Annotated in this window: 18 protein-coding genes and 1 pseudogene; 7 read left to right on the top strand and 12 right to left on the bottom strand. The window is 55.1% G+C overall.

Features of this window, described 5'->3' with window-relative positions:
• Positions 1-34 precede the first annotated feature (34 nt).
• Both QBL02_RS09420 and QBL02_RS09415 read left to right on the top strand, forming a co-directional pair.
• Positions 35-1,204 (top strand): glycosyltransferase family 4 protein, encoded by a 1,170-nt coding sequence (locus tag QBL02_RS09420; RefSeq protein ID WP_349238640.1) that lies wholly within the window; start codon positions 35-37, stop codon positions 1,202-1,204.
• Positions 1,205-1,274: 70 nt separating this feature from the next.
• A complete protein-coding gene (locus tag QBL02_RS09415) occupies positions 1,275-2,420 on the top strand; it encodes a hypothetical protein (protein WP_282726161.1) in 1,146 nt (381 codons plus the stop codon).
• Between the two features lie 23 nt (positions 2,421-2,443).
• Here the strand turns inward: QBL02_RS09415 and QBL02_RS09410 are convergent, their stop codons facing one another.
• Genes QBL02_RS09410 through QBL02_RS09395 form a run of 4 tightly spaced genes read right to left on the bottom strand, consistent with a single transcriptional unit; the run spans position 2,444 to position 5,656 of the window.
• Entirely contained in the window at positions 2,444-3,586 is a 1,143-nt protein-coding gene (locus tag QBL02_RS09410) for a hypothetical protein (RefSeq protein WP_282726160.1), read from the bottom strand.
• A 51-nt stretch (positions 3,587-3,637) separates the two neighbouring features.
• Positions 3,638-4,648 (bottom strand): ketoacyl-ACP synthase III, encoded by a 1,011-nt coding sequence (locus tag QBL02_RS09405; protein WP_282726159.1) that lies wholly within the window; start codon positions 4,646-4,648, stop codon positions 3,638-3,640.
• A gap of 16 nt (positions 4,649-4,664) precedes the next feature.
• Positions 4,665-5,432 carry an SDR family oxidoreductase gene (locus QBL02_RS09400; protein WP_282726158.1) on the bottom strand — a complete coding sequence of 256 codons (768 nt, stop codon included), beginning with the start codon at positions 5,430-5,432 and terminating at the stop codon, positions 4,665-4,667.
• Positions 5,429-5,656: an acyl carrier protein gene (locus QBL02_RS09395; protein WP_282726157.1), complete on the bottom strand. Its 228-nt coding sequence runs from the start codon at positions 5,654-5,656 to the stop codon at positions 5,429-5,431. The genes QBL02_RS09400 and QBL02_RS09395 overlap by 4 nt, the downstream gene beginning before the upstream one ends.
• Positions 5,657-5,703: 47 nt before the next feature.
• On the opposite strand from QBL02_RS09395, the gene QBL02_RS09390 reads away from it, so the two are divergent.
• Positions 5,704-6,606, top strand: coding sequence for a DapH/DapD/GlmU-related protein (locus QBL02_RS09390; protein ID WP_282726156.1), 903 nt, complete (start codon positions 5,704-5,706; stop codon positions 6,604-6,606).
• Positions 6,607-6,660: 54 nt separating this feature from the next.
• Here the strand turns inward: QBL02_RS09390 and QBL02_RS09385 are convergent, their stop codons facing one another.
• Positions 6,661-7,332 carry a GCN5 family acetyltransferase gene (locus QBL02_RS09385; RefSeq protein ID WP_282726155.1) on the bottom strand — a complete coding sequence of 224 codons (672 nt, stop codon included), beginning with the start codon at positions 7,330-7,332 and terminating at the stop codon, positions 6,661-6,663.
• A gap of 76 nt (positions 7,333-7,408) precedes the next feature.
• Between QBL02_RS09385 and QBL02_RS09380 the strand changes: the two genes are divergently transcribed.
• Positions 7,409-8,596, top strand: a complete 1,188-nt coding sequence (locus QBL02_RS09380; protein WP_282726154.1) for a hypothetical protein — start codon at positions 7,409-7,411, stop codon at positions 8,594-8,596.
• 27 nt (positions 8,597-8,623) lie between these two features.
• Here the strand turns inward: QBL02_RS09380 and QBL02_RS09375 are convergent, their stop codons facing one another.
• Entirely contained in the window at positions 8,624-9,760 is a 1,137-nt protein-coding gene (locus QBL02_RS09375) for an acyltransferase (RefSeq protein ID WP_282726153.1), read from the bottom strand.
• A gap of 77 nt (positions 9,761-9,837) precedes the next feature.
• Here QBL02_RS09375 and QBL02_RS09370 point away from each other — a divergent pair, with 77 nt between their 5' ends.
• The gene (locus QBL02_RS09370) at positions 9,838-10,923 is read left to right on the top strand and encodes a glycosyltransferase (RefSeq protein ID WP_282726152.1); all 1,086 of its coding nucleotides are present in this window, start codon (positions 9,838-9,840) and stop codon (positions 10,921-10,923) included.
• Between the two features lie 57 nt (positions 10,924-10,980).
• On the opposite strand, the gene QBL02_RS09365 is transcribed toward QBL02_RS09370, so the two are convergent.
• The gene (locus tag QBL02_RS09365; RefSeq protein ID WP_282726151.1) at positions 10,981-12,270 is read right to left on the bottom strand and encodes a nucleotide sugar dehydrogenase; all 1,290 of its coding nucleotides are present in this window, start codon (positions 12,268-12,270) and stop codon (positions 10,981-10,983) included.
• An 85-nt stretch (positions 12,271-12,355) separates the two neighbouring features.
• Here QBL02_RS09365 and wecB point away from each other — a divergent pair, with 85 nt between their 5' ends.
• Positions 12,356-13,429, top strand: a complete 1,074-nt coding sequence (wecB, locus tag QBL02_RS09360; protein ID WP_282726150.1) for a UDP-N-acetylglucosamine 2-epimerase (non-hydrolyzing) — start codon at positions 12,356-12,358, stop codon at positions 13,427-13,429.
• A 75-nt stretch (positions 13,430-13,504) separates the two neighbouring features.
• Here the strand turns inward: wecB and QBL02_RS09355 are convergent, their stop codons facing one another.
• The 3 genes from QBL02_RS09355 to QBL02_RS09345 are packed head-to-tail and all read right to left on the bottom strand — an operon-like array spanning position 13,505 to position 17,562.
• Complete coding sequence (locus QBL02_RS09355; RefSeq protein ID WP_282726149.1) at positions 13,505-14,638, bottom strand: glycosyltransferase family 1 protein; 1,134 nt, start codon at positions 14,636-14,638, stop codon at positions 13,505-13,507.
• The gene (locus QBL02_RS09350) at positions 14,635-16,413 is read right to left on the bottom strand and encodes an ABC transporter ATP-binding protein (protein WP_282726148.1); all 1,779 of its coding nucleotides are present in this window, start codon (positions 16,411-16,413) and stop codon (positions 14,635-14,637) included. Before QBL02_RS09350 ends, QBL02_RS09355 begins: the two co-directional genes overlap by 4 nt.
• A gap of 33 nt (positions 16,414-16,446) precedes the next feature.
• Positions 16,447-17,562 (bottom strand): DegT/DnrJ/EryC1/StrS family aminotransferase, encoded by a 1,116-nt coding sequence (locus QBL02_RS09345; RefSeq protein ID WP_282726147.1) that lies wholly within the window; start codon positions 17,560-17,562, stop codon positions 16,447-16,449.
• A gap of 124 nt (positions 17,563-17,686) precedes the next feature.
• On the opposite strand from QBL02_RS09345, the gene QBL02_RS09340 reads away from it, so the two are divergent.
• Positions 17,687-19,462 carry an asparagine synthase-related protein gene (locus tag QBL02_RS09340; protein WP_282726146.1) on the top strand — a complete coding sequence of 592 codons (1,776 nt, stop codon included), beginning with the start codon at positions 17,687-17,689 and terminating at the stop codon, positions 19,460-19,462.
• Positions 19,463-19,477: 15 nt separating this feature from the next.
• Here QBL02_RS09340 and QBL02_RS09335 read toward each other — a convergent pair whose 3' ends face one another.
• Positions 19,478-20,653, bottom strand: a complete 1,176-nt coding sequence (locus QBL02_RS09335; protein WP_282726145.1) for a hypothetical protein — start codon at positions 20,651-20,653, stop codon at positions 19,478-19,480.
• A 48-nt stretch (positions 20,654-20,701) separates the two neighbouring features.
• A pseudogene (locus QBL02_RS09330) lies at positions 20,702-20,927 on the bottom strand (hypothetical protein); the annotation flags it as partial.

Raw genomic sequence — 20,927 nt, 5'->3', positions numbered from 1 at the left:
ATAGAATTCAGAACATGGTTTGGACGGGTGTTAAATGAGAGTTGTCATCACCAGCCGCATATATCGACCGGAGCCTTCCGCCGCATCCCTCATGCTTGGCGGAGTTGCAGATGCACTGACTTCTCGCGGCCATGAGGTCGAGGTGCTAACAGTGACTCCACCCTCACATCTCGATCCCGGTTCTCCAAAAGAACAGGTCCGCACTTTCCCTGTGCTTCGTGATCGCACCGGATACGTGCGCGGCTACCTGCAGTACATGAGTTTTGATATTCCGCTGTTCTTTCGGTTACTAACTACTCGGCGGCCAGACGTTGTATTTGTCGAACCACCCCCGACCACAGGTGTCGTAGTTCGGATTGCCTGTGCCATTCGACGGATCCCGTACGTATACGATGCAGCCGATATCTGGTCTGATGCGGCTAGTCACGCAACGAACTCTGGCTTAGTGGTGAAGACCGTACGAGAATTCGAAAGATTCGCCCTCAAGGGCGCCCGCGCGCTCGTTACGATCTCACAGGGTGTTGTTGACCGCGTGCGTGAACTTGGCGTGAAAAACAGAATGGTCATCACCGGTTACGGCGCAGACACCGAGACCTTTCACTATGTGAAGACCGACACCATTGAACCCGTTTTCCTCTACGCGGGTACACACACAGAACTCCACGGAGCAAGCATTCTGATTGAAGCCTTTGCTCAGTTCCGATTGACTCACCCCGAATTCCGGCTGCAATTCATCGGCAACGGAACCGGACAAGAAGAGATGATGCAGCGCGCGTCAGAGCTCGGAATTGCCGACGCAGTCGGCTTCGAATCAACCGTCGCGGCAGAGGAACTCAACGTCAGATTGTCCCGCGCCACAGCGTCGCTCGCGACACTACTGCCGGGTGGCGGTTACGAATATGCGTTCACTACGAAGGTGTATTCCTCGCTGGCTGCAGGTTGCCCCGTGCTGTTTGCTGGCCCCGGACCAACCGGCCCATTTTTGCAAGACGCCAGCTCAGTCGTCCCCGCCGGGTATTCGGTGGAATACAGCGTCGACGCCATCACCGCTGCGATGAGGGTCCTCGCTGAGACTCCCATTGCTGCAAACCAACGGCGTGCAGTCTCGGAGTGGGCCACGGCCCACTGTTCTATGCATGCGGTAGCCGACAAGGTGGCTGATGTAATCGAGTCTTCAGCTTCTCGGGGGCCTCACGATGAGTAGTTTTTTTGAGCGCTGCGCCGGGTACCTAGTTAAACACCGTTCCCGCCTTCCCGGTTGGGCACGCAATCTCATGGAATCGGCAGCCCGCGAACCTGACGGTGTTGTTGGCAAATTAGCCGCGCGATTGCTTGGAGGCGGCTCTGCTCCAGTAACCACTGTTCCCGAGAGTGCTGTCAAGGTATACGTAGCTCCCACAAATTATGCGGGCCAAGGCTTCCTCTGGGCCCGCGCGCTCGAACAAGCCGATCCTAAAATTGGTGCGAGAAATATGGCGATCCAACTACCCGGAGGATTCGCGTTTCAAGCCGACACCTTGGTACCAATTGCAGCGATCAACGCTTCGGCGGAGTGGGCCGAAGCCGAATGGCAGGCTGCGAGCAAATTCACACATGTGCTCGTCGAAGCAGAACGGCCAATGTTTGGCAAACGCTTCGGTCGCAACGTAGAAGCCGAAGTCGCCGCTCTAGAGGCAGCAGGTGTCTCAGTTGCTTTCATCAGCCACGGCACGGACATTCGCAACCCAGCGATGCATCAGCTGGCGACTCCCTGGTCGCCATACCCGGAAGACCCACGCACCGAAACCCTTCAGGCAGATGCCGAAGCCAATCTTGACCTCCTACAGCGGCTGGGTCGTCCGGTTTTCATTTCAACGCCAGATCTTGCCGCCGAATTACCGGACAGCCATTGGTGCCCAGTCATCGCGGATGTTGCAAGATTTCAAGCGAATAGCTCACGACCGCTATTCAGCGCAGCAAAGCCTCGCGTGATCCATGTATCGAGCGATCCGCTGCAAAAAGGCAGCGACCGTATCGCTCCAGCGTTGCAACCCCTCATTGATGCCGACCGAATCGACTACAAGACAATTTCTGGTGTTCCGTCAGCTGAGATGCCAGCAGTGCTCGCGGCAGCCGACATTGTGCTTGACCAGTTCCGTCTGGGCTCTTACGGTGTCGCTGCCTGCGAAGCCATGGCGAGTGGGCGAGTTGTCGTAGGACACGTGTTGCCCAGCGTTCGCGAGCGAATTCGACAGGAAACCGGGTTTGATCTTCCAGTTGTCGAAGCTACCCTCGATACTCTGCACGCGACAGTCGAAGGGCTATTGGCAGATCCGGATCGTGCCCGAATTACCGCTCATCTCGGTCAGGAATACGTGAAGTCTCTGCACAATGGTGAAGCCAGCGCGCGGGCGCTCCTACAGCATTGGATTCAGGAGTAATTCAAGAGTGTTACGTCCGAAGCTCAACGCACGCTTCGGAGCTTGTCTAGAAACCATCTCAGCGGTGCAGTAAGACGCCAACTCAAAGAGTCCTCACGTGCTTGAATCTGCGCTTCAAAATATTGGATGAACGAACGCCGAAGATTCACATAGGTGTTCTCTGCAATTGGAATAGCACAGTACGAAAGCACCACGCGAGCAAGGTTTGACTCGCTACCCTGCGGCGGTGTGAACTGCTCGCTCTTTAGCGTGAGCTGTTCCTCACGAAGCTGCAGAGCGGCATCAACCGCCCGTTCAAGTTCGCCGAAGCTCTTCGCCTGCGGAATGGTACCGGACTCCACAAAACTGAAAAGTGGGGTATCGCCGTACATTCGAAATCGGTTGACATCCTCAGAAAGCACGCATACCGGAACTTCAGCGTAGATCGCGTCAAAAACTGCCGCAGAGTTGCCGGCAATCACCACGTCAAACTCTTCAAGGACGGAAGCGAGATCAGCAGATTGATCGAGGACTTCATGTCCGATCCGCAGCAGCGCAGTCCTATGGGCGGCCTCTTCATCGAGGTACTGCGTCGCTGAGTGCATCTTAACGACAATGTGAAAACGTGAACGTAGCGGCTCAAATGCGCGCAACATAGCCTCATAGTCTTCCGAGACTTTGTCATTAAACGTAGGTAAGTAGAGCAGCTTCGGTCGGCCACCTTCGACTTTTCGGGCCTTTCGAAGATTTGCAAAGTTTGGTGGATCAACAAAGTGGGAGCGCCCATACGCTTGGAAAGTATCAGCCTCGTACTTACTGAAGACAAACGCTGCATCGTATGGTTCTTGCAAGTACGGGATATAGCTTGACGAAGGCTTCGCAGCGAGCAAGAAATACGGCACCTTCATGCGATAGTCGAACTTCAAGCCACGCATCGAAGGCAGATCGCTGAGGGGATAGCTTTCGAGCACCACTTGATAGTGAGTTTCACTCTTCGCGGCATTTGCGAAGACGCTGAAACCCATCTCAGAAATCGCTTTCAGAGTGTCTGCCGCAGATGAATTGTGCCCGGAGTCCTCCGGCACAAACACCGCCACCTCTGCCCCACTGGCAATGAGCTCTTTTGCAGCATTCTGCACTCGATAGAACTGGATCAAACTATCGACGACAAAGGCAACTTTATCCATGCAAAATCCTTTCCAGTGCGGTCTAGTTCTTCCATTGAGGAAGATCGAGTGCTACCACTCCAGCAGCATTCCGCCCCAGGAAAGACCCACTCCAAACCCGAGCAACATTACCTTCATTCCTGGCGAAAGTAGATTCTTTTCCTCTGCGCGCGAAAGCGCGATCGGGATGCTTGACGAAACGGTGTTTCCAGTCTGGTCAAGGGCCACAAAGAATTTCTCGCTCGGTACTCCCAAACGCTTGCGCAAGTGTTCGAGCATGAAGGCGTTTGCCTGGTGGAAAACAAATAGATCGATGTCTTCGAGAGTGGCATTGTTTTTCGCGAGAATCGACGCGACGGTCTCTGGCACCACACGTAGAGTGAAGTTGAAGATCTCTGGTCCGTCCATAAACAGATCAAAGCCATTGCTTTCAACGGAACGCAATCCAACATCGGACTTCGGCTGCAATTGCTCGCCACTACGCAAACCACCGTTGGGCACGATCAGGTGTTTTGCGCCTTGCCCATCAGAGCCGTAGGTCAACGCCGTCATCGACTCTGCGTTCCCGTCATTTGTGACCAGGGAAGCGGCTGCGCCATCGCCGAAAATTGTGCGTACGCTCTTGTCAGCCGGGTTCACAAACTTTGTGTAAGTATCCGCGGTAATCACGAGCACCTTCGAGGCCTGGCCTGACTCGATCAGCCCTTTCGCCTGGCCAAGCGCATAAATGTAGCCTGAGCAACCAAGATTGATGTCAACTGCGCCAGTTGAAGTCGGCAGTTCGAGGCCAGCCTGAACAATACAAGCAGTTGTAGGCAGAAAATAGTCCGGACTTTGTGTGCAGACAATTAGATAATCAATTTCGTCGGGGCGAACCGCATGGCGCGCAAACAGCGCCTTGCCCGCAGCAATTGCCAAATCTGACGAGAACTCATCTTCTGCTGAAATGTGACGGCTGTGCACACCGGTCTTGGCAGCAATCTTCTCGACGCTCCACTCCGGAAACTCGACCGAGATCATCTCGTTGGTCAGCACTGCCTCAGGAAGATAATACTCAATTGCCGCGATTCGAGCGTTGCTCATGATTCGCCTTTCAGAATTAATGTGCGGTGTAGCCGCCGTCAACGACGAGCGTGCTACCGGTGACCCAGCGCGAAGCTTGCGAGAGAAGATAAAGTGCTGCGTTCGCAACGTCAACGCTCACACCAAGCCCCAGCGGGTGCGTTTGACGAATTGACTCCCAGGCCTCACTACCCACCTTGGCGCGAATCCCGTCAGTGAGCGGCGTTTCCACAATCCCCGCTGCAATGCTGTTGACGCGAATGTCCTCACCCGCGAGTTCCAATGCAAGAGAGCGCCCAATCGAAGCAATTGCGGCTTTTGAGGCAGCATAGGCGCTGACACCAGCTTCACCAGTCAGAGCCACTGCCGAAGACAGCAAGACGATACTGGAATGAGGCGCACGTACTTTCGGCGAACGAAACGCTTTTGCGACCATCAACGCTGAGGTGACATTCGTTTCAAACACCTTGGCGACCTGCTCGGCCCGCATTACCCGCAGCGGAGTCACAGCGTGCACACCCGCAGCGTGCACCACCCCACTCAGCAATCCCAGCTCAGCGCTCGCCTGCTGGAACGTCGATGAAAGTGATTTCGGATCAGTTACATCACAGACAATCGCGAGATGCCCCTCGCCGTCGAGCAGCGAAAGCGTCTCTTCGAGTTGATCCATGCGACGCGCAACGATCGCAACTTTCGCGCCCTGCTGGCTTGCCGCGATCGCGGTAGCTCGACCGATGCCCGATGAAGCTCCTGTAATCAGGATCGCGTGATTGCCAAGCGCTAGAAAGTCATGCTGTTTGTTCACGCCGCTGCTGTGTCCACAAGATGCTTCAAATCAGCAATTGTGGCGGCGTTTGCGAGTTCATCAGCATCAATAGACAGGCCAAGACGTTCGTCAATCTCAGCAATGAACGAGATGTTTGAGAGAGAATCCCAATCAATATCAAAAAGATTATCTGTCAGTGACAGTTTTTCAGCCTCAACCTCGAGGATCGTTGCGACAAGGTCAAGGAAAGATTGAGTGTCCATAGTGGATCAGACTACCAGTCCGTCGGATGCGAACTACACTGACACCCATGAGCACTCTTCGGGCACGCGATATCGCAAATGATTTACACGCAGTCTTGGTTGGCGCTGACGCAGTAGTTGGCGTTCCTGCGCCTCTGCACTTGGCGGGGCTTGGAAACCTCACCTTCGTTGGCGACGTAGCAAAATACGCTGAGGCCTTTGAACAGGCCATGACCGCTGGCGCAATCATTCTCGCCCCGATTGGCTCGGAACCCACCGGCGCTGCGGTCGGGTCGCTCATTCTTGTGGACAATCCTCGCGCAACCTTTGGGCAGCTTGTGGCCCAGCACTTTGCTCCCAAGGTTGAAGCAGGGGTGGCAGAAACTGCTCGCGTGCATCCGAAAGCAATTGTGCACCCGAGCGCGCACATCGGCGAGTACACCGTGATTCGCGAAGGAGCAGTGATTGCCGCACATGCGGAGATCCGAGATCACGTAGTGATCGGCAGAAATGTAGTAATCGGTGAATCCTCACTTGTGAAGAGCCACGCTGTGATTGGCGAAGAAGGCTTCGGTATTGAAAAAGATGCCGCCGGCAACAATTTTCATGTGCCACACATTGGCTCGGCCATACTTGGTGCGCATACCGAGGTCGGCAACTTCACGACTGTCTGCTCCGGCACAATTACACCAACTGTCGTCGGTGACTACACAAAAATCGACGATCATGTGCATATTGCGCACAACTGCCAAATCGGTCGCAATGTGATTATTACCGCATGTGCCGAAGTCTCTGGCAGCGTAACGATTGAAGATGAGGTCTGGCTCGGACCAAACAGTTCAATCATGCAGGGCGTCACCCTCGGCCGAGATTCTCTGCTGGGCCTTGGCGCCGTCGCGCTGAAGTCCATTCCAGCAAACGAGGTGCGGGTCGGTAACCCTGCCCGCAGGCTTGGCGACAACAAAAAATAATCGAATGGGTGGCTAGCCACCCATTCGATTCAGTTCCGTGAGGAGATGTGGCGCCTAGTAGTTTTCGGCTGGGACCTTGTCGAACCACCAGAACGGGTGAGTGAGCACCTGCATGAGCGGCTCTTTGCCAACCCACATTCCAAAGTGACCCTCACGCCAGCGGCCACTCGAATCGCTAAGGTATTTCATATTCGGCATCATGAAGCGTTCTTCATATGCGTGGTACTTGACGTCTTCTTGCCAGCGGGAAAGCAGTTCATTGGCGAACTCAATGCCCCCCATACGAGCTGGCTCGTGTGAACTGAACCCGCCGAGCGGGCGGCCCACTGCTGCTTCAAAGACTTCGCGTTGACGCTCAGCCCAATAAAAATTGTCATCGCCAAGCCACTCGCAGAACCCGCCTTCAAGGTGCAGCTGCACTTCATGGCCCATCGACTCGATCTCTCTAAGGATCAACAGTGACGGCAAACTAAGCAGGTTGTAACCTCTGGCGTGAACACGCATGAAGAATGTAGAGGTGCAGTCAGCTTCGGCATCAATCTTGGCGACTCGGTGTGCCTGCTCGATACTGTTGTCGATGTCGTGGCGCAAAATCAGGTGCTTCGCTGTCGGCTCTGCCAAGTACTGGCCAAATCCAGTTACCGCATAACCATCCTCCCGGTATCGTACGAGCGTGTCGCTGTACGATTTGAGAGAGTAGTCGTAGTGCTCTTCATTTTGGCTCATGAGCACTCATTCTAGTGCGGTTGGCCAAAACTAGAATCAAGGGAAACTAGCTTCAACAAAAGGATTATCTCGCGTCGTGAATCGAAATAGCTTGCCAGTCTTCTTAAACAGGCTTATTGATCGCCTCGCAGATGCTCCGAGCAGCCCGCTCGGCCGTTTGGCTGCACGACGGTATGGTAAACCAGTGCTTGGCTGTGACACCACTCATTTCGAGGAAGCACCGGTGAGAGTGCTCATTGCTCCAGTGAACTACTCAGGACAGGCACACGCTTGGGCGCGATCGTTGGAAGTCTCTGATCCCTCGGTCTCAGCTCGAAATTTTGCGATCGACGTTCCTGGAGGGTTCTCGTTTGATGCGGACCTTGTGGTGCCTGTGCCGACCTACCACAATGATCAGGATTGGCAGCAGCGACAACTACTAGCCTCTGCCCAAGCAACCCACTTTTTGATTGAGGCTGAAGAGCCACCGTTCGGTCGACTTTTTGGTAGATCACTTGCACGTCAAGCCAGTGCAATCGAAAAAGCTGGCACCAGTGTCGCCTATATGGCTCATGGCACAGACGCGAGACTTCCCTCGCGCCATATCGAAGACAATCCGCTCTCCTACTACTTGTCGCCAACGGTGTATCTCCCCCGCGCGGAAGAGCTTGCTGCCCGAAACATTGCCTACCTTGAGCGAACTGGCCGGCCTATCTTTGTTTCCACTCCGGACCTACTGAAGGACCTGCCTCTGGCACACTGGTGCCCCGTAGTGGTTGATCCCTCTAGATGGGAGGTTGCTCGCTCGCCACGTAAACCCGGCGCACCACTACGAGTGGCGCATGCTCCCTCGGTTGCCGCAGTCAAAGGCACCGATCTCATTCTGCCAACGCTTGAAAAGCTGCAGCGAGAAGGCGTCATTGAGTTCAACCTGATTCAGGGTGTTCCTTCAGGCGAAATGCCTCTGGCCTTCGCACAGGCAGACGTGCTCATCGATCAGTTTCGATCAGCTTCCTATGGTGTAGCTGCGTGTGAAGCAATGGCTGCCGGCTGTGTGGTCACCGGACAGGTTGGCGACTACGTCCGTGATGTTGTGAAAAGCACCACCGGCGCAGACCTGCCGATTATCGAGTCAACCCCTGATTCGCTTGAGTCAGTTCTGCGTAGCCTCGCCGCCGACTCATCATTGCAAACGCTCAGTGAACAATCAATCAGTTTTGTACGTGAGGTACACGATGGCCGCCTCTCCGCACAGACGCTGTTTACGCACTGGATCAAACGGTAAAGTCCGCTGGATCATCAGGGCTGATGTCTACCCAGCAGCTTTACGCAAATCACGGTTGTCTTTCCAGCGGCGCATTCTTCGCTCAAGTGGCTTTTCGACAAAACTGTGCAGCAGCCACGCTAGCAAGAGATCGATAACGAAGATCACGGCGAACCAAGCCAGGTTGCGCCATGAAGGTTCATGAAAACCAAAAACGCGCAGCGCGAGATAAATGACGGTTGCGTGGATCAGATAGAACGCGAACGACCATTCACCAAATTTCACTTGCCATCTTGATTCAAAGAGCGAGCGTTTGCCTCGAAGCGTCGCCGAAGTAAAAGCAACAATCACAAGCCCCACGGCAAGCGTAAAAAATTCGTTTCCTAGCTGCGCGACGATCAGCAGCCCTGGAAGCGCTCGTGCACCAACGATGAGCGCAAGCAGCCCGACAAGCGCGGCAATTGCAACGAATGGACTGATGCGGGGCCGCCACCCGCATCGCATTGCCCATGCAAGAGCCATCCCCAAAAAGAACTCAGGTAGCCGAGTGATGGGCATCGGCAGATGCGCAAGGAAAGAGCCCGGCCAGATGACCAATGCCAAACGATAGCCGAACGCCCAAACCATCACGCTTGCAACAACGAGAAGCGCACCTCGAACTCGAAACACTGTGAGTACCTTCGATACCCAGGGGTGGGAGAAGTAAAACAAAGCCTCAACTGTGAGCGTCCAAGCAGCGGGATTACCTGAAAAAAGGATCGCCGGGTTTGCCGACCATCCCTGCACGAGAATAACTGACAGCAGAAGCACGCCAATATCAAATGGCTTTAGAAAACTTCCCTCAGGGATTGGACTCAGCGTGTAGAACACAGGTATCGCTAGTAATAAAGCAACCATGTGCGCTGGCCAGATCCTCGCAAATCTTCGCCAGTAGAACGTTGAAGTTGAGACGCCAGGCCGGGCCGACCAGGTAAGCACGAATCCGGAAAGCACAAAGAAAAATGTGACACCGAAGTAACCCTGGTCGAAGAGAGCATTTATGGGACCGGGCAAAGGCGCGAACACCCGCATATGGAAAAGGAAAACCATAAAAGCTGCCCACCATCGCAGGCCAGTGAGCACATCGAGGCGAGGTGTCGGCTCGGCCAGTACAGCCTGCATTTGAATGCTGTCTTGCTTGTTCACATACACCCGTTCGTTCACTCCGACAGCTATATACATTACCCGACAAGGGTTTTCAGCTATGCCGATAACATCAAAGGGTGGTAGATCCGATTGTCGACGTTGTTATTGCAGTGCATTCGAGCACTCGCCCCATTGCTCGCGCTGCCGGTTCAGTATTGGACGGGACCGATCAGCCCATCAGAGTCACGGTGGTGGCCCACAATATTGACCCTGCCATTATTCGAGAAAATCTCGGCAGCTACGCAGAAGACCCGAGACTTCGCTTGCTGGAACTGCAGGACGGTATTCCGTCACCAGCCGGACCGATGAACCTTGGCTTCGATCACGCAGAAGCACCCTTTGTTTCGCTGCTCGGCTCAGACGACGAATTTGAGAAGGGCCTGATTGGCTCTTGGCTCGCTCTACAGCAAGAGACCGGCGCAGATGTCGTACTCGCGAAGATTCAGGAAGTTCAGGGCGTCATCGATCCCTACCCTCCTGTACGTTTTGGTCGCCGGACCCGCAAACTCGATCCGTGCAAGGATCGCCTCATGTACCGGAGCGCCCCGCTTGGCTTGGTCAGTCGCGAGCGTTTCCCGGATCTTCGGTTCTCTGCTGGCCTCGGCTCAGGTGAAGACCTGATCTACACATTGACACTATGGTTTAACTCCACTGCTATCGCCTACGACTTGCAAGGACCACGGTATATCGGGCACGGTGATGCCCCAGATCGAGTCACGGGAGTTTCTCGCCCACTCGCTGACGACTTCGCGTTCTTGGACGAGCTAGAGAGCCTGCATTGGTTCCGCGCTTTGGCGCACGGCAAGCGCCTTGCTGTTGCCGTGAAGATGCTCCGAATTCACCTATTTGATGCCCTTGCAGCTCGCCTGGACTTCTGGCAAGACAATGAACCCCTTCGGCAAGAATTTGTTGCGTTGATCCAGCGCCTCGAGTCACTCTGCCCTGGTTCTGAAAAGCTATTGTCCCGAATCGATCGCAAGATTCTTGACGCAGTACGCCGACCCTCAACTAATCGAGATACGCTTGAGACCCTCCTGAGCAAGCGCTCGAGCTACCGCTCAGCAGGTGTATTACTCACGAGAAACCCGTTCCTAGCGCTGCACCGGCAAGCGCCGCTGCGCACGCTCGGCGCCGGATTCATGGTGATACAGGACAACCGCTAGGCATTCACTTATCTCAGGCGCCGACGACTCGCGGGGCCACTCGCTCAACCGAAGAGGCTAGGCGCCGACTGCGAATCGGGGTACACCCTTCCACACAGCTGGATCTGTGATGTTGCGGCCATCTGCAAGTAGTTTCACACCAGGGAACTCGTTGGGCCCGATTTCACGGTACATTGCGTGATCAGTCTGCAAGATCACCACGTCTGCTGGCTGCCCTAGCTCGTGCGCGACGAACCCGAAGCGTGCGAGTTCATCATCAGCGAAAAGTGGATCGTGCACCGTGACCTCAGCGCCACGCGCGATCAGAGCAGCGACGAGTGGGAATACGCCAGAGACCGCTGTCTCTTTCACTCCCCCACGGTAGGCGGCACCAAGCACGGCAACCTTTACTCCCGTGAGTGCACCCATCATTTGCTCGACTCGGCCGACAACGTATTCCGGCATCGACTCGTTGTACTCACGCGCAGTGCGCACAATGCTAGCTTCGGGGTCCGTAGAAAGGTAGAGCTTCGGGTAGACCGGAATGCAGTGACCACCCACAGCAATGCCCGGGCGGTGAATATGACTGAATGGCTGCGTGTTGCAGGCTTCAATCACCTTATAGATATCGATATCAGCGGTGTCCGCAAATCTCGCAAATTGATTCGCCAGACCAATGTTTACGTCACGATAGGTAGTCTCGGCGAGTTTTGCCAGTTCAGCTGCTTCGGCGCTCCCCATGTCCCATACGCCATTGGCCTGAGACAGGTCGTCACGTTCGTCAAAGGCCAGCACAGACTCATAAAATGCAATCGCCCGTTCGGCACCAGCTTGATTCAGCGCGCCGACTAGCTTCGGGTACTTTCGCAGATCTGCAAAAATTCGGCCTGAGAACACTCGCTCAGGTGAAAACACAAGATGAAAGTCTTCGCCCTCGCGCAGCCCTGAAATTTCCTCAATCATTGGCTTCCAGCGACCGCGCGTAGTGCCTACCGGAAGCGTCGTCTCGTAGGAGACGAGGGTCCCAGGTCGCAACAACTCCGCAAAAGAGCGGGTTGCCGCATCCATCCAGGCAAAATCTGGCTTGCCGTGTTCTTCATCAACCAGAAGCGGCACAACGATAACAATTGCCTCAGCGTTGGGGATCGCCTCAGCGTAGTCGGTAGTGGCTCGCAACCTGCCAGCCGCTACTTGCTCGGCGAGCATTTCGGCAAGGCCAGCCTCGCCCGGGAACGGCTCAACACCTCGATTGATGGAGTCAACAAGATTAGCGTTGAGGTCAACACCGATGACCTCATGCCCCTCTGAAGCGTACTGAACCGCGAGGGGCAGACCAATCTTGCCAGTGGCTACAACCGTAATCTTCACCCGCTAATCCTACACGCGAGCCGAACGGCGGGCTGTTAGCGCCATGAATGGCACGCCTTAACACGAATCATCTACTATTGAGCAGGTGAAGATCATGAGCGTCGTCGGGGCCCGCCCACAATTCGTCAAGCTCGCGCCAATCGCTAAAGCGATCAGCGAGACCGAACATGAGCATATTATTGTGCACACGGGTCAGCACTACGACCCCTTGCTCTCTGACATCTTCTTCCGTGACCTCGGAATCCCCGCCCCTGATGCTCATCTCGGTATTGGTTCTGGCAGCCACGGGGTGCAGACCGGCGCGATCCTGGCCCGGATGGACGAAGTACTCGAACAGTTTTCACCCGACTGCGTGCTCGTGTACGGCGACACAAATTCTACGCTTGCGGCAACGCTTAGCGCGGTGAAACTGCACTATCCAGTAGCGCATCTTGAGGCCGGTCTTCGATCGTTTAATCGCGATATGCCGGAGGAGCACAATCGCGTGCTCACCGACCACGCTTCAGACATCTGCCTCGCGCCCACTGAGGTTGCTCGTGAGCATCTCACCCGTGAGGGCCTAGCGAATCGAACTGTTGTTGTCGGTGATGTGATGACAGACGTGCTCTACGAAGTTCGCAATCAAGTAGAGTCTGCCGATCAAGCCGCGGCTATCGCCGACTTGCAGCTGCCCGATTCCTACTATCTTGCAACGATCCACCGGGCAGAGAATACCGATTCCCCGGAACGCCTCCGTGAAATTGTGACGGCCCTTAGCAACGCCGACAAACCAGTTGTGCTTCTAGCTCACCCGCGCCTGCGTGCGAAAGCTGCCGAGCAGGCCCTCGAACTCGAACAGGGCTCAATCGTTTTGCGCGACTCACTGGCGTACCCGCAGCTTATTGCAGCTGCCCTTGGCAGCTCGGGCATCGCCACCGACTCCGGAGGCCTACAAAAAGAAGCCTTCTTGCTGCGAGTACCGTGCACCACGATGCGGCGGGAGACTGAGTGGGTCGAGACAGTTCAGCTTGGCTGGAATGTACTTGCGAACAGCACCACAGAGATTCTGGCTGCTTTGACTCGCCCTGCTCCTCAACCCACCACAGCAGCACCCTACGGTGATGGACACGCTGCACGCAGAGTGGTTGAAGTGCTCAGCGAGCGTATTCCGCTCGGCTAAGTATCCACGCCGGCCGAAGCGTTCAAGCCAAATCTCAGCCGACGTGTCGTCGCCATTTCAGTCTGTGGCGATCGGCTACTTTACAAGGGCGTTGACGGCCGCATCCCAAACCGGCAATTGCGCATCCACGCTCAACTGTTCTGCGGCAGCGTCTGCGTGCTGCTTCCAGGCCTCGGTCTGCGCTTGGGTGACCGTGTTGAGTGTTCGAACAACAGATTCAACATCAAAGCCTTCAGTAACAGCGCCAATACCGAACTCAGCCACTGGTTCCGCCATAGCCTCGGTCGGGCCAACAATTACACCAAGCCTCGCCTGCACATAGTCGAACAATTTGTTCGGCAACGCAAGCCGATTATTCGTGTTGATTGGCGGCAGAATATGAATACCAATGTCGAATTGGTTGATCGTGGCAAGCAGTTCGGAGTAGGGACGTGGCGGATGCACATTGATCCGGTCACCGAGTTGATCAGCAAGTTCACGCAGCGATTGCGCATAAGCGCTACGTTCCGCTGTCAGGTACAAATCAAGCGTGATATTCGCGCTGCTACGAGCCACTGCTTCCATCATGACTTCAATACGTCGGTCCGCTTGGGCGCTACCAGAATGCACAATACGAATCGGATCGCCAGTCAGACCAGGGGTGAGCTGCTGATACGGCAGCGCATTGTGTACCACTCCGCAAGAAATCTGATACTCATCTTGGTAGCGCTGCGCTATCTGTTTCGAAACAGTTGTTGCTGACGCCGCCCGCCGCACCTGGCCAAGCATCCACTCGTAATATGGTCGTTTCAGGGTGACCCATTCCGAGAGGTGGTCATGCAACCCAGGGTAAAACTCATGCAAGTCAACATGAACTCGGTCAGGTGAGACCAGTTCAAAGGCGATTTTCACGCCCTCTGGATCGTTCACCAGTACAGCGTCAAAGTGTTCACCCCGCAACGCACGTTCGGCGCCACCCACGAACGGCTCAAGACGCCGTACGACCTCGTACCACTTCAGCCTGCGGAAAACAGCCTGGATACGTTCACGGCGCTGCGATCCAGCGGATACATAGCTAAGGTGCCGAACCCTTGGATCTGGTTGCTCGCCAAAACCGCAGGTCGTCACCTGGAAGCTGTCGGCGAAAAGTCGAACCTGCTTCATCACGCGAGCATCATTCGCGATGTCGGAGAAAGAAAGAATGAGAAGCCGTGGTTTTGGCTGGGTCATATCAGTCCTGCTAGCTGTGCTTGGAGCTTGAACTCGGGTACTTGCTCGACGACTTCTTCGAAACGTCCCTGGCCAAGAATCTTGCCTTGGTCCAAGTAGCACACGCAGTCGTAGTCACGAATCGTAGCGAGTCGATGCGCAACGGTAATAAACGTGACATCGCCTTGCAAATCCTGCATCGACTCGGTGACGCGTCGTTCAGTCGCAGTATCGAGCGAGCTCGTCGCTTCGTCCATCACCATAACGAGTGGATCGGTATAGAGGGCGCGAGCGATACCCATACGTTGCTGTTGCCCACCAGAGATAGCCGAGCCTCGTTCGCCGATACGCTCATGTATGCCCTGGCCTCTTGATGCAAGAGTGCTCAAGTGTGCACGCTCGAGTGCCCGTTCTACCTTTTCAGCGTCGTAGTCTTCTTCCCAGGTGAGCGCGACGTTTTGTGCAATGGTCGCATCGAAGAGGGCCACACGCTGCGGCACATAGCCGACGCTGTGTCGCCACTGCTTGATGATGTCAGACAAAGGCACGCCGTCAATATCGATTTCCCCTTCGGTGGGGACGCTCAATCCAAGAAGGAGATCGATAAGGGTCGATTTTCCGGCACCGGATGGCCCAACCACCGCAAGCGTTGAGCCAAACGGAATCGTCAGGTTCAGATCGTCAAGCACGTTCTTTTCTGCACCTGGATAACGGAAAGAAACAGCACGAAGCGCCAGCTCCCGCGGGTTCTCGGGCAGAGTACCCGTATCGTCCTGTTGCGCTGCGATGGTTTCGTCACTGCGTGCGTGTTTCAGTTCGCGGATAACGTCTTTTGCGTAGATCTCATTCGCGTTTGCAGTTGTGATCGAGGTCTGCACCGCGGTCATTGCTGGAATCATGCGGAAACCCGTGGCTGCGAAAAGCGCAACAGACACCATCGCTGCGTTGAGTCCACCGGTGAGGTAAGAGGTACCACCGATCAGCAAGAAACCGCCGATCAATGCACTCTCGTAGGCATACTTTGGAACAATGCCGACAAAAGAAATATTCGCGCGCGCGCGAGTGGCGACCTTACGGTTTTTCGTGATTACTCGACCAATTTCGTCCAGCTTGTCGCGAAGCACAACCTCTTTGAGCGCGTCCACCATCTCGGTCATGATCGTGGCAATGGCAAAGGAATAAAGGCGATTCTCTGTGCCGGCCCAGGTCGCACGTTTACCAAGCACGAGCAGCATGAGCGCTGCAAATGCTGAGAGGTACACCAAAGCGATCAACGCAGTAAGTGGTTGGCTTACTACAAGCACGCCAAGCACGGCGATGAAAGTAAGTGCGTTTGTTGGAATCTGCGATAGCGGCAGGATAAAACCAAGGTTCGCGTTCGCCATCGACATATCCACAAGTCGGGTGGCCGAAGCGGTACTAATCTGCGAACGCTTCTCCCAGGAGGAGTGAGTGTAGGCACGAAATAGTTCGTCGCCGATCTCAAGCTCAAACTGCGCAAAGCGACGCGTTGCATACCAGTGAAGCAGAATTGCTAGCACACCCTTGAGCAAGAAAAGTGCGCATATCGCAACGACCAGCCATCCCGAAGCGGAAAGCGGAACCTCGCCAATCACCGGCAGGTGAATTGGCTCCCCCGTTCCGATTGGGGTTACCACAACGACAACTAAGGCAAGCGCGAGCGTATCGAGAATCGCCAGAGCGCCCGAGACGATCGAATACCAAACGTAAAAGGGCTTTGCCCCACGAGGAAGCAAGTTGAAGAGTTCAACTAGCGTCCGCCACAAACTCCGCATGTTTGTTCCTCAGCCTAATCAAAGAAGGGAAGATCAGGCGCCAGCGTTCAGAACCTTCGTCACGCCTTGCACGATACGATCAAGATCCTCTGCTGACAGCGATGGGTGGACTGGCAGTGAGAACACTTCTGCCGCTGCAATTTCTGTTTGAGGCAGTTCAAGCCCAACTGCGAAACGTTCAAGCGAAGGCAAGCGGTGGTTTGGAATCGGGTAGTACACGCCGGTGCCAATCCCGTACTCGCTATTCAGCGCCTCACGAATATTGTCTCGTTCTGACGCGTCTACACGAACGGTGTACTGGTGGTACACATGCTTTGCTTGTTCAGCGACCTTTGGCGTGATGATTCCGTCGACACTGGCTAGACCAGCATCGAGCACCGCAGCGTTCTCGCGGCGAATTTCGGTCCACCGGTCAACCTTCGTAAGCTGCACCCGTCCGATTGCAGCGTGCAAGTCGGTCATACGTGCGTTGAAGCCGATGACCTCGTTCTGGTACTGCGCTTCCATACCCTGATTACGAAGCACTCGAACCTTTCGGGCCAGGTCATCGTTGGCGCACGAAACCATACCGCCCTCACCTGAGGTCATGTTCTTCGTTGGGTACAGGCTAAACATTGCGAAAGTACCGAAGGTGCCGACTGGTCGATCGTTCCAGGTCGCACCGTGTGCTTGAGCAGCGTCTTCGTAGATCTCGAGCCCGTGCTCCTGTGCAATCGCTTCAATCTGATCTGCGAGGAAAGGGTGACCATAAAGGTGCACCGGCATGATTCCCTTGGTACGTGGCGTAATCGCGGCGCGCACCGATTCTGGGTCAAGTGTGAAGTGATCAAGCTCAATATCAGCAAACACCGGTGTCGCTCCAGTGAGCGCAACCGAGTTTCCAGTTGCAGCGAAAGTGAACGATGGCACGATCACTTCGTCACCAGCACCGACGCCAGCGGCCAAAAGACCAAGATGCTGCCCGCTGGTTCCCGAGTTCACGGCAACGGTTGGCCGACCATTCACAAAGTGCGCAGCGAATTCCTGCTCAAAAGCAGCAACCTCTGGACCCTGTGCAATCATTCCCGACTGAAGCACGCGGTCAACAGCTGCGCGCTCCTCTTCACCGATGATTGGTTTGGCTGGAGGGATGAATGAAATCTCGCTCATGAACCTAATCCTAACCCGCCCATGCTGAAGCATTTGCCGCGTGCTGGGATGTGCCTTCCCGTTTCTACCAAAGTCACAGCCTCTCTTGCGCTGAGCCAGGCAATGCTGTGATTTGATTTTTAACATGCACATGCTTGCAATCGTTACTGCCCCCCAAAACCACGATGCTATTCAGAAAAAGCTCGAACGACATTTTTCTGAACTACAGAACACCGGATTCACCGGCGACGCTCGTTTCGGTCGCTTCGGCGACGTGTTGCTCGCATACGACGCGTCTTCTCCATATGCTTTTTTCACCGAATCATCGACTGGATTTCACCTCTGGGGCGGGTTCCGCGGCGTCCAGAACCACAGCTCAGATGGCGCCCCTGAGATTGCGTCCTACGCAGGCATAATTCTCGACGACAAAGACAACGCCGCCACACTTCGCACCGAAGCCGACCCAAACTATCCGTGGCCACTGTTTTACGCGAGCACGGAGCGTGGAGCAGCAATCGGTAGTGATGTACACGCGATCGCGATCGCGCTCGGGCTGAGTGAGCTTTCGCTCGAAGCCGTTAGCGAACTCATCTCTTATCAATATGTGCTCGGGCGCTCAACCACTGTAGAAGGCATCAACCGGCTTTGGCCTGGCGAAGAGCTCTCGTTCTCAGCGACAGCTTCTGCTCTTCCAATAGCTATGCAACCGCAAAAGAAGCATGCTTCCCCCGACTATGTTGAGCTCGAAGACTTTGACCTCGACAAACAAGTTGATGAGACATTCGAAAGCCTCGTCGAAGCAGTCAAGCAGCTAAATGTTGAGAGCGAAAACACCGTAGTGCAGCTTTCCGGCGGCCTAGATTCTCGTCTCACCGCGATTGCGATCTCCCGTTCCGGGGCAAGCGACGTGAACTGCATCACTATGAACCTAGAAGATGGCAAAGAGCTTGCAATCGCTGGCGAGATCACCTCACGGTACGGGTTCGCACACGAAACACTCACGCTCCCGGAGAGCGGCCAAGAAGATCTTCGTGCGGCTTGGCTACTTACCGCAGGTCAGGCACCACTGCACGCCGCAGCCAACAATATTCCGTACTACCGCTCCCAACTCAAGAACAGGGACCATGTTCGAATCGTTGGTGCATGGCCAGCTGATTTACTCATCGGCGCCTTCGTGCCGAACTTCTCAGAGTTTGCCGATCCTCGCGAAACCAAACGTGCGTTGAAATTCTGGCTTGGGACATTCACCGAGAATCTCGGCGCTGAAGAGCTCTTCCGCGACTCACCGTGGGCTACCCGCCATATCAAGCAGACTCGTAAACGAATTGCAGCGCAGGTTTCCGGGCCGCACGGCAGCACTGCGGCACAGCGCGTGAGCTACTGGGCATACACCTACTGTGCTCCGGTATTCACTTTCCTCTCACCAGCACGAATGTGCGCAAACGTACTCGAGATTGCGCCGGTGATGGCTCCTGGTTTCGTTCAGAATTTGCTCCGTCTCCGGGGCAAAGACATCCAGCAGCGTAATTTCTACCAACGAATGATTTGGGCAAAGGCTCCGGAGTTGCAGGATATTCCCTACCACAACACAGGAAAATTGCTTTCACCTGAGTACGACACCAGCACCGCTCCAATGTCGTGGAAGTTGCGCGCGATGCTCGCCTTCCCGCTCGGTATTTTTCGCATGTTGAACCGCATGTACAACCGGAGACTCAGCCAAGGCCAAACCACGACACTTTCGGTGCAGTCTTCGCATTGGAACTCACTATTGAGCGAGCATACGAAGGCACCACTCACTATCGCAAATGGCGTGACACTCGATCCACGAGTAGTCACCAACCCATTTGGACGGATTGGTATCAGTGCGACTGCTGTCGCATGTGCGTGGACGAGAAGCTACCTCAAGAGTTACCAAGACTAAGAGTCTGGTAGCTCCTTAGTCAAGAAGTGCTGCCACAGCAGCACGCAGCCGCTGACCAGACACCTCAGCGGTTGCGTGCTGTCTGACCCAAAGCTGGCCCCGTTCACCTTGAGCGCGAAGCTCACTGCTGGTGAGCTGCAAGGCTCTTCGCAAGTGCTCGGTAACTTGATAGTGATAAGTCACAACCCAAGCTTCGTTCGACCCAGCCGGCAGGTCAGTCTCGATGTGCTCGTCAGCGCTGGAGAGCACCACAGCACCCGCTGCCAACGCTTCGACACCAAACACACCAAGCACATACGAATAGAACTGGTTCAGCACAATGTGTGCTCGTGCGAGTTGTCTTTGAACTTCCTCATGTGGTGCTGTCAACAGCTCCACGTACTCAAAGTCGAAGCCTTCTGCACGCATAGCGGCAACCGCAGCGCGGACTAGCTGCGTACCCTTCGGAATCGGCGACGATGCCGCATGCACGATGACGGGTCGCTCCACATTGTCGAACTTCTCGAGTGAATCAAGCACCTTATCACCGTCGAAAAAGTACATGAATGGCTCGGTAGGGCGTTGCAGATAGCCGATTTGGTCAACTGCTGCGGTGAAAATGAGATCCGCGTGCTCGTCTGCAGTGTTCGCCAGGTCCTTGCGCGCATTGTCGTATGAATCAGTAGCAAATACCGGCGAAAGAGTTGGCAGATAACTCGCACCGTGCGGCAGCCCGACGCGCTCCTCCACTGTTGCGAGAACCTTCAAGGATCGAATATCAGAGCCCGTGAAGTAGCAGATGACTTTCAGGCCACGCTCTTTCAAGAACTGAAATTCAAAAGCACGCGAATCGTGTTGAGTCGCGAGAAACCCGTTCCCGCCGACATAGATAAAACCCTCGGCGAGCGTTGCCAAGCGCCCAAACTCCCAAGCCTCACGAAGTTTCTGTGCTGGCCAACCACCAAAGCCTGCCTTTGGCATGTAGTCATACGGGCCGGAGTAATATGCGTGCGGAACGAGGCAGACTGAATATGAATTTGGCAACGCATTCGCAATGCTGACCATCATGCTGGCCACCTCTTCGGGGCCGACAACCCAGCTAATCTGACGGCCCTTCGGACGTCGAGTGTGCACTTGATAGCTCAGGCGCGCAACTAAACGCTGCCCGATTTGCAAGCCTGAATTTACGGTCTGCCTTAGCAAGGTGATCACACGATCATGCTAATGCACCTAGCTAAGACCGACCGTTGAAATTCGCTGCTACTGGAAAGTGAATCTGCCGTTCTCGTAGCGTGCCGTGCCTTGTTGGAATGGCATGACACATCCGCCACCCTCAAGCGTGCAGTCGGCGTTACCAGCAGGCCAACCCCACGAACCAGCAGGACCACCAGCAGCCAAGTAACCATCACGGAACGGACCATACGTCATACCAAACGTGCCAGCAGGGGAAGTCCACACCGTTCCCAGCTGGAACTCCTGCACTTCA

Origin of the sequence: Leucobacter sp. UT-8R-CII-1-4 (assembly GCF_030010235.1) — a bacterium.
In the GTDB taxonomy this organism is placed as follows: Bacteria; Actinomycetota; Actinomycetes; order Actinomycetales; family Microbacteriaceae; genus Leucobacter.
The sequence above is the reverse complement of the archived record's forward strand: the minus strand, read 5'-3'. Positions and strand labels throughout refer to the sequence as shown.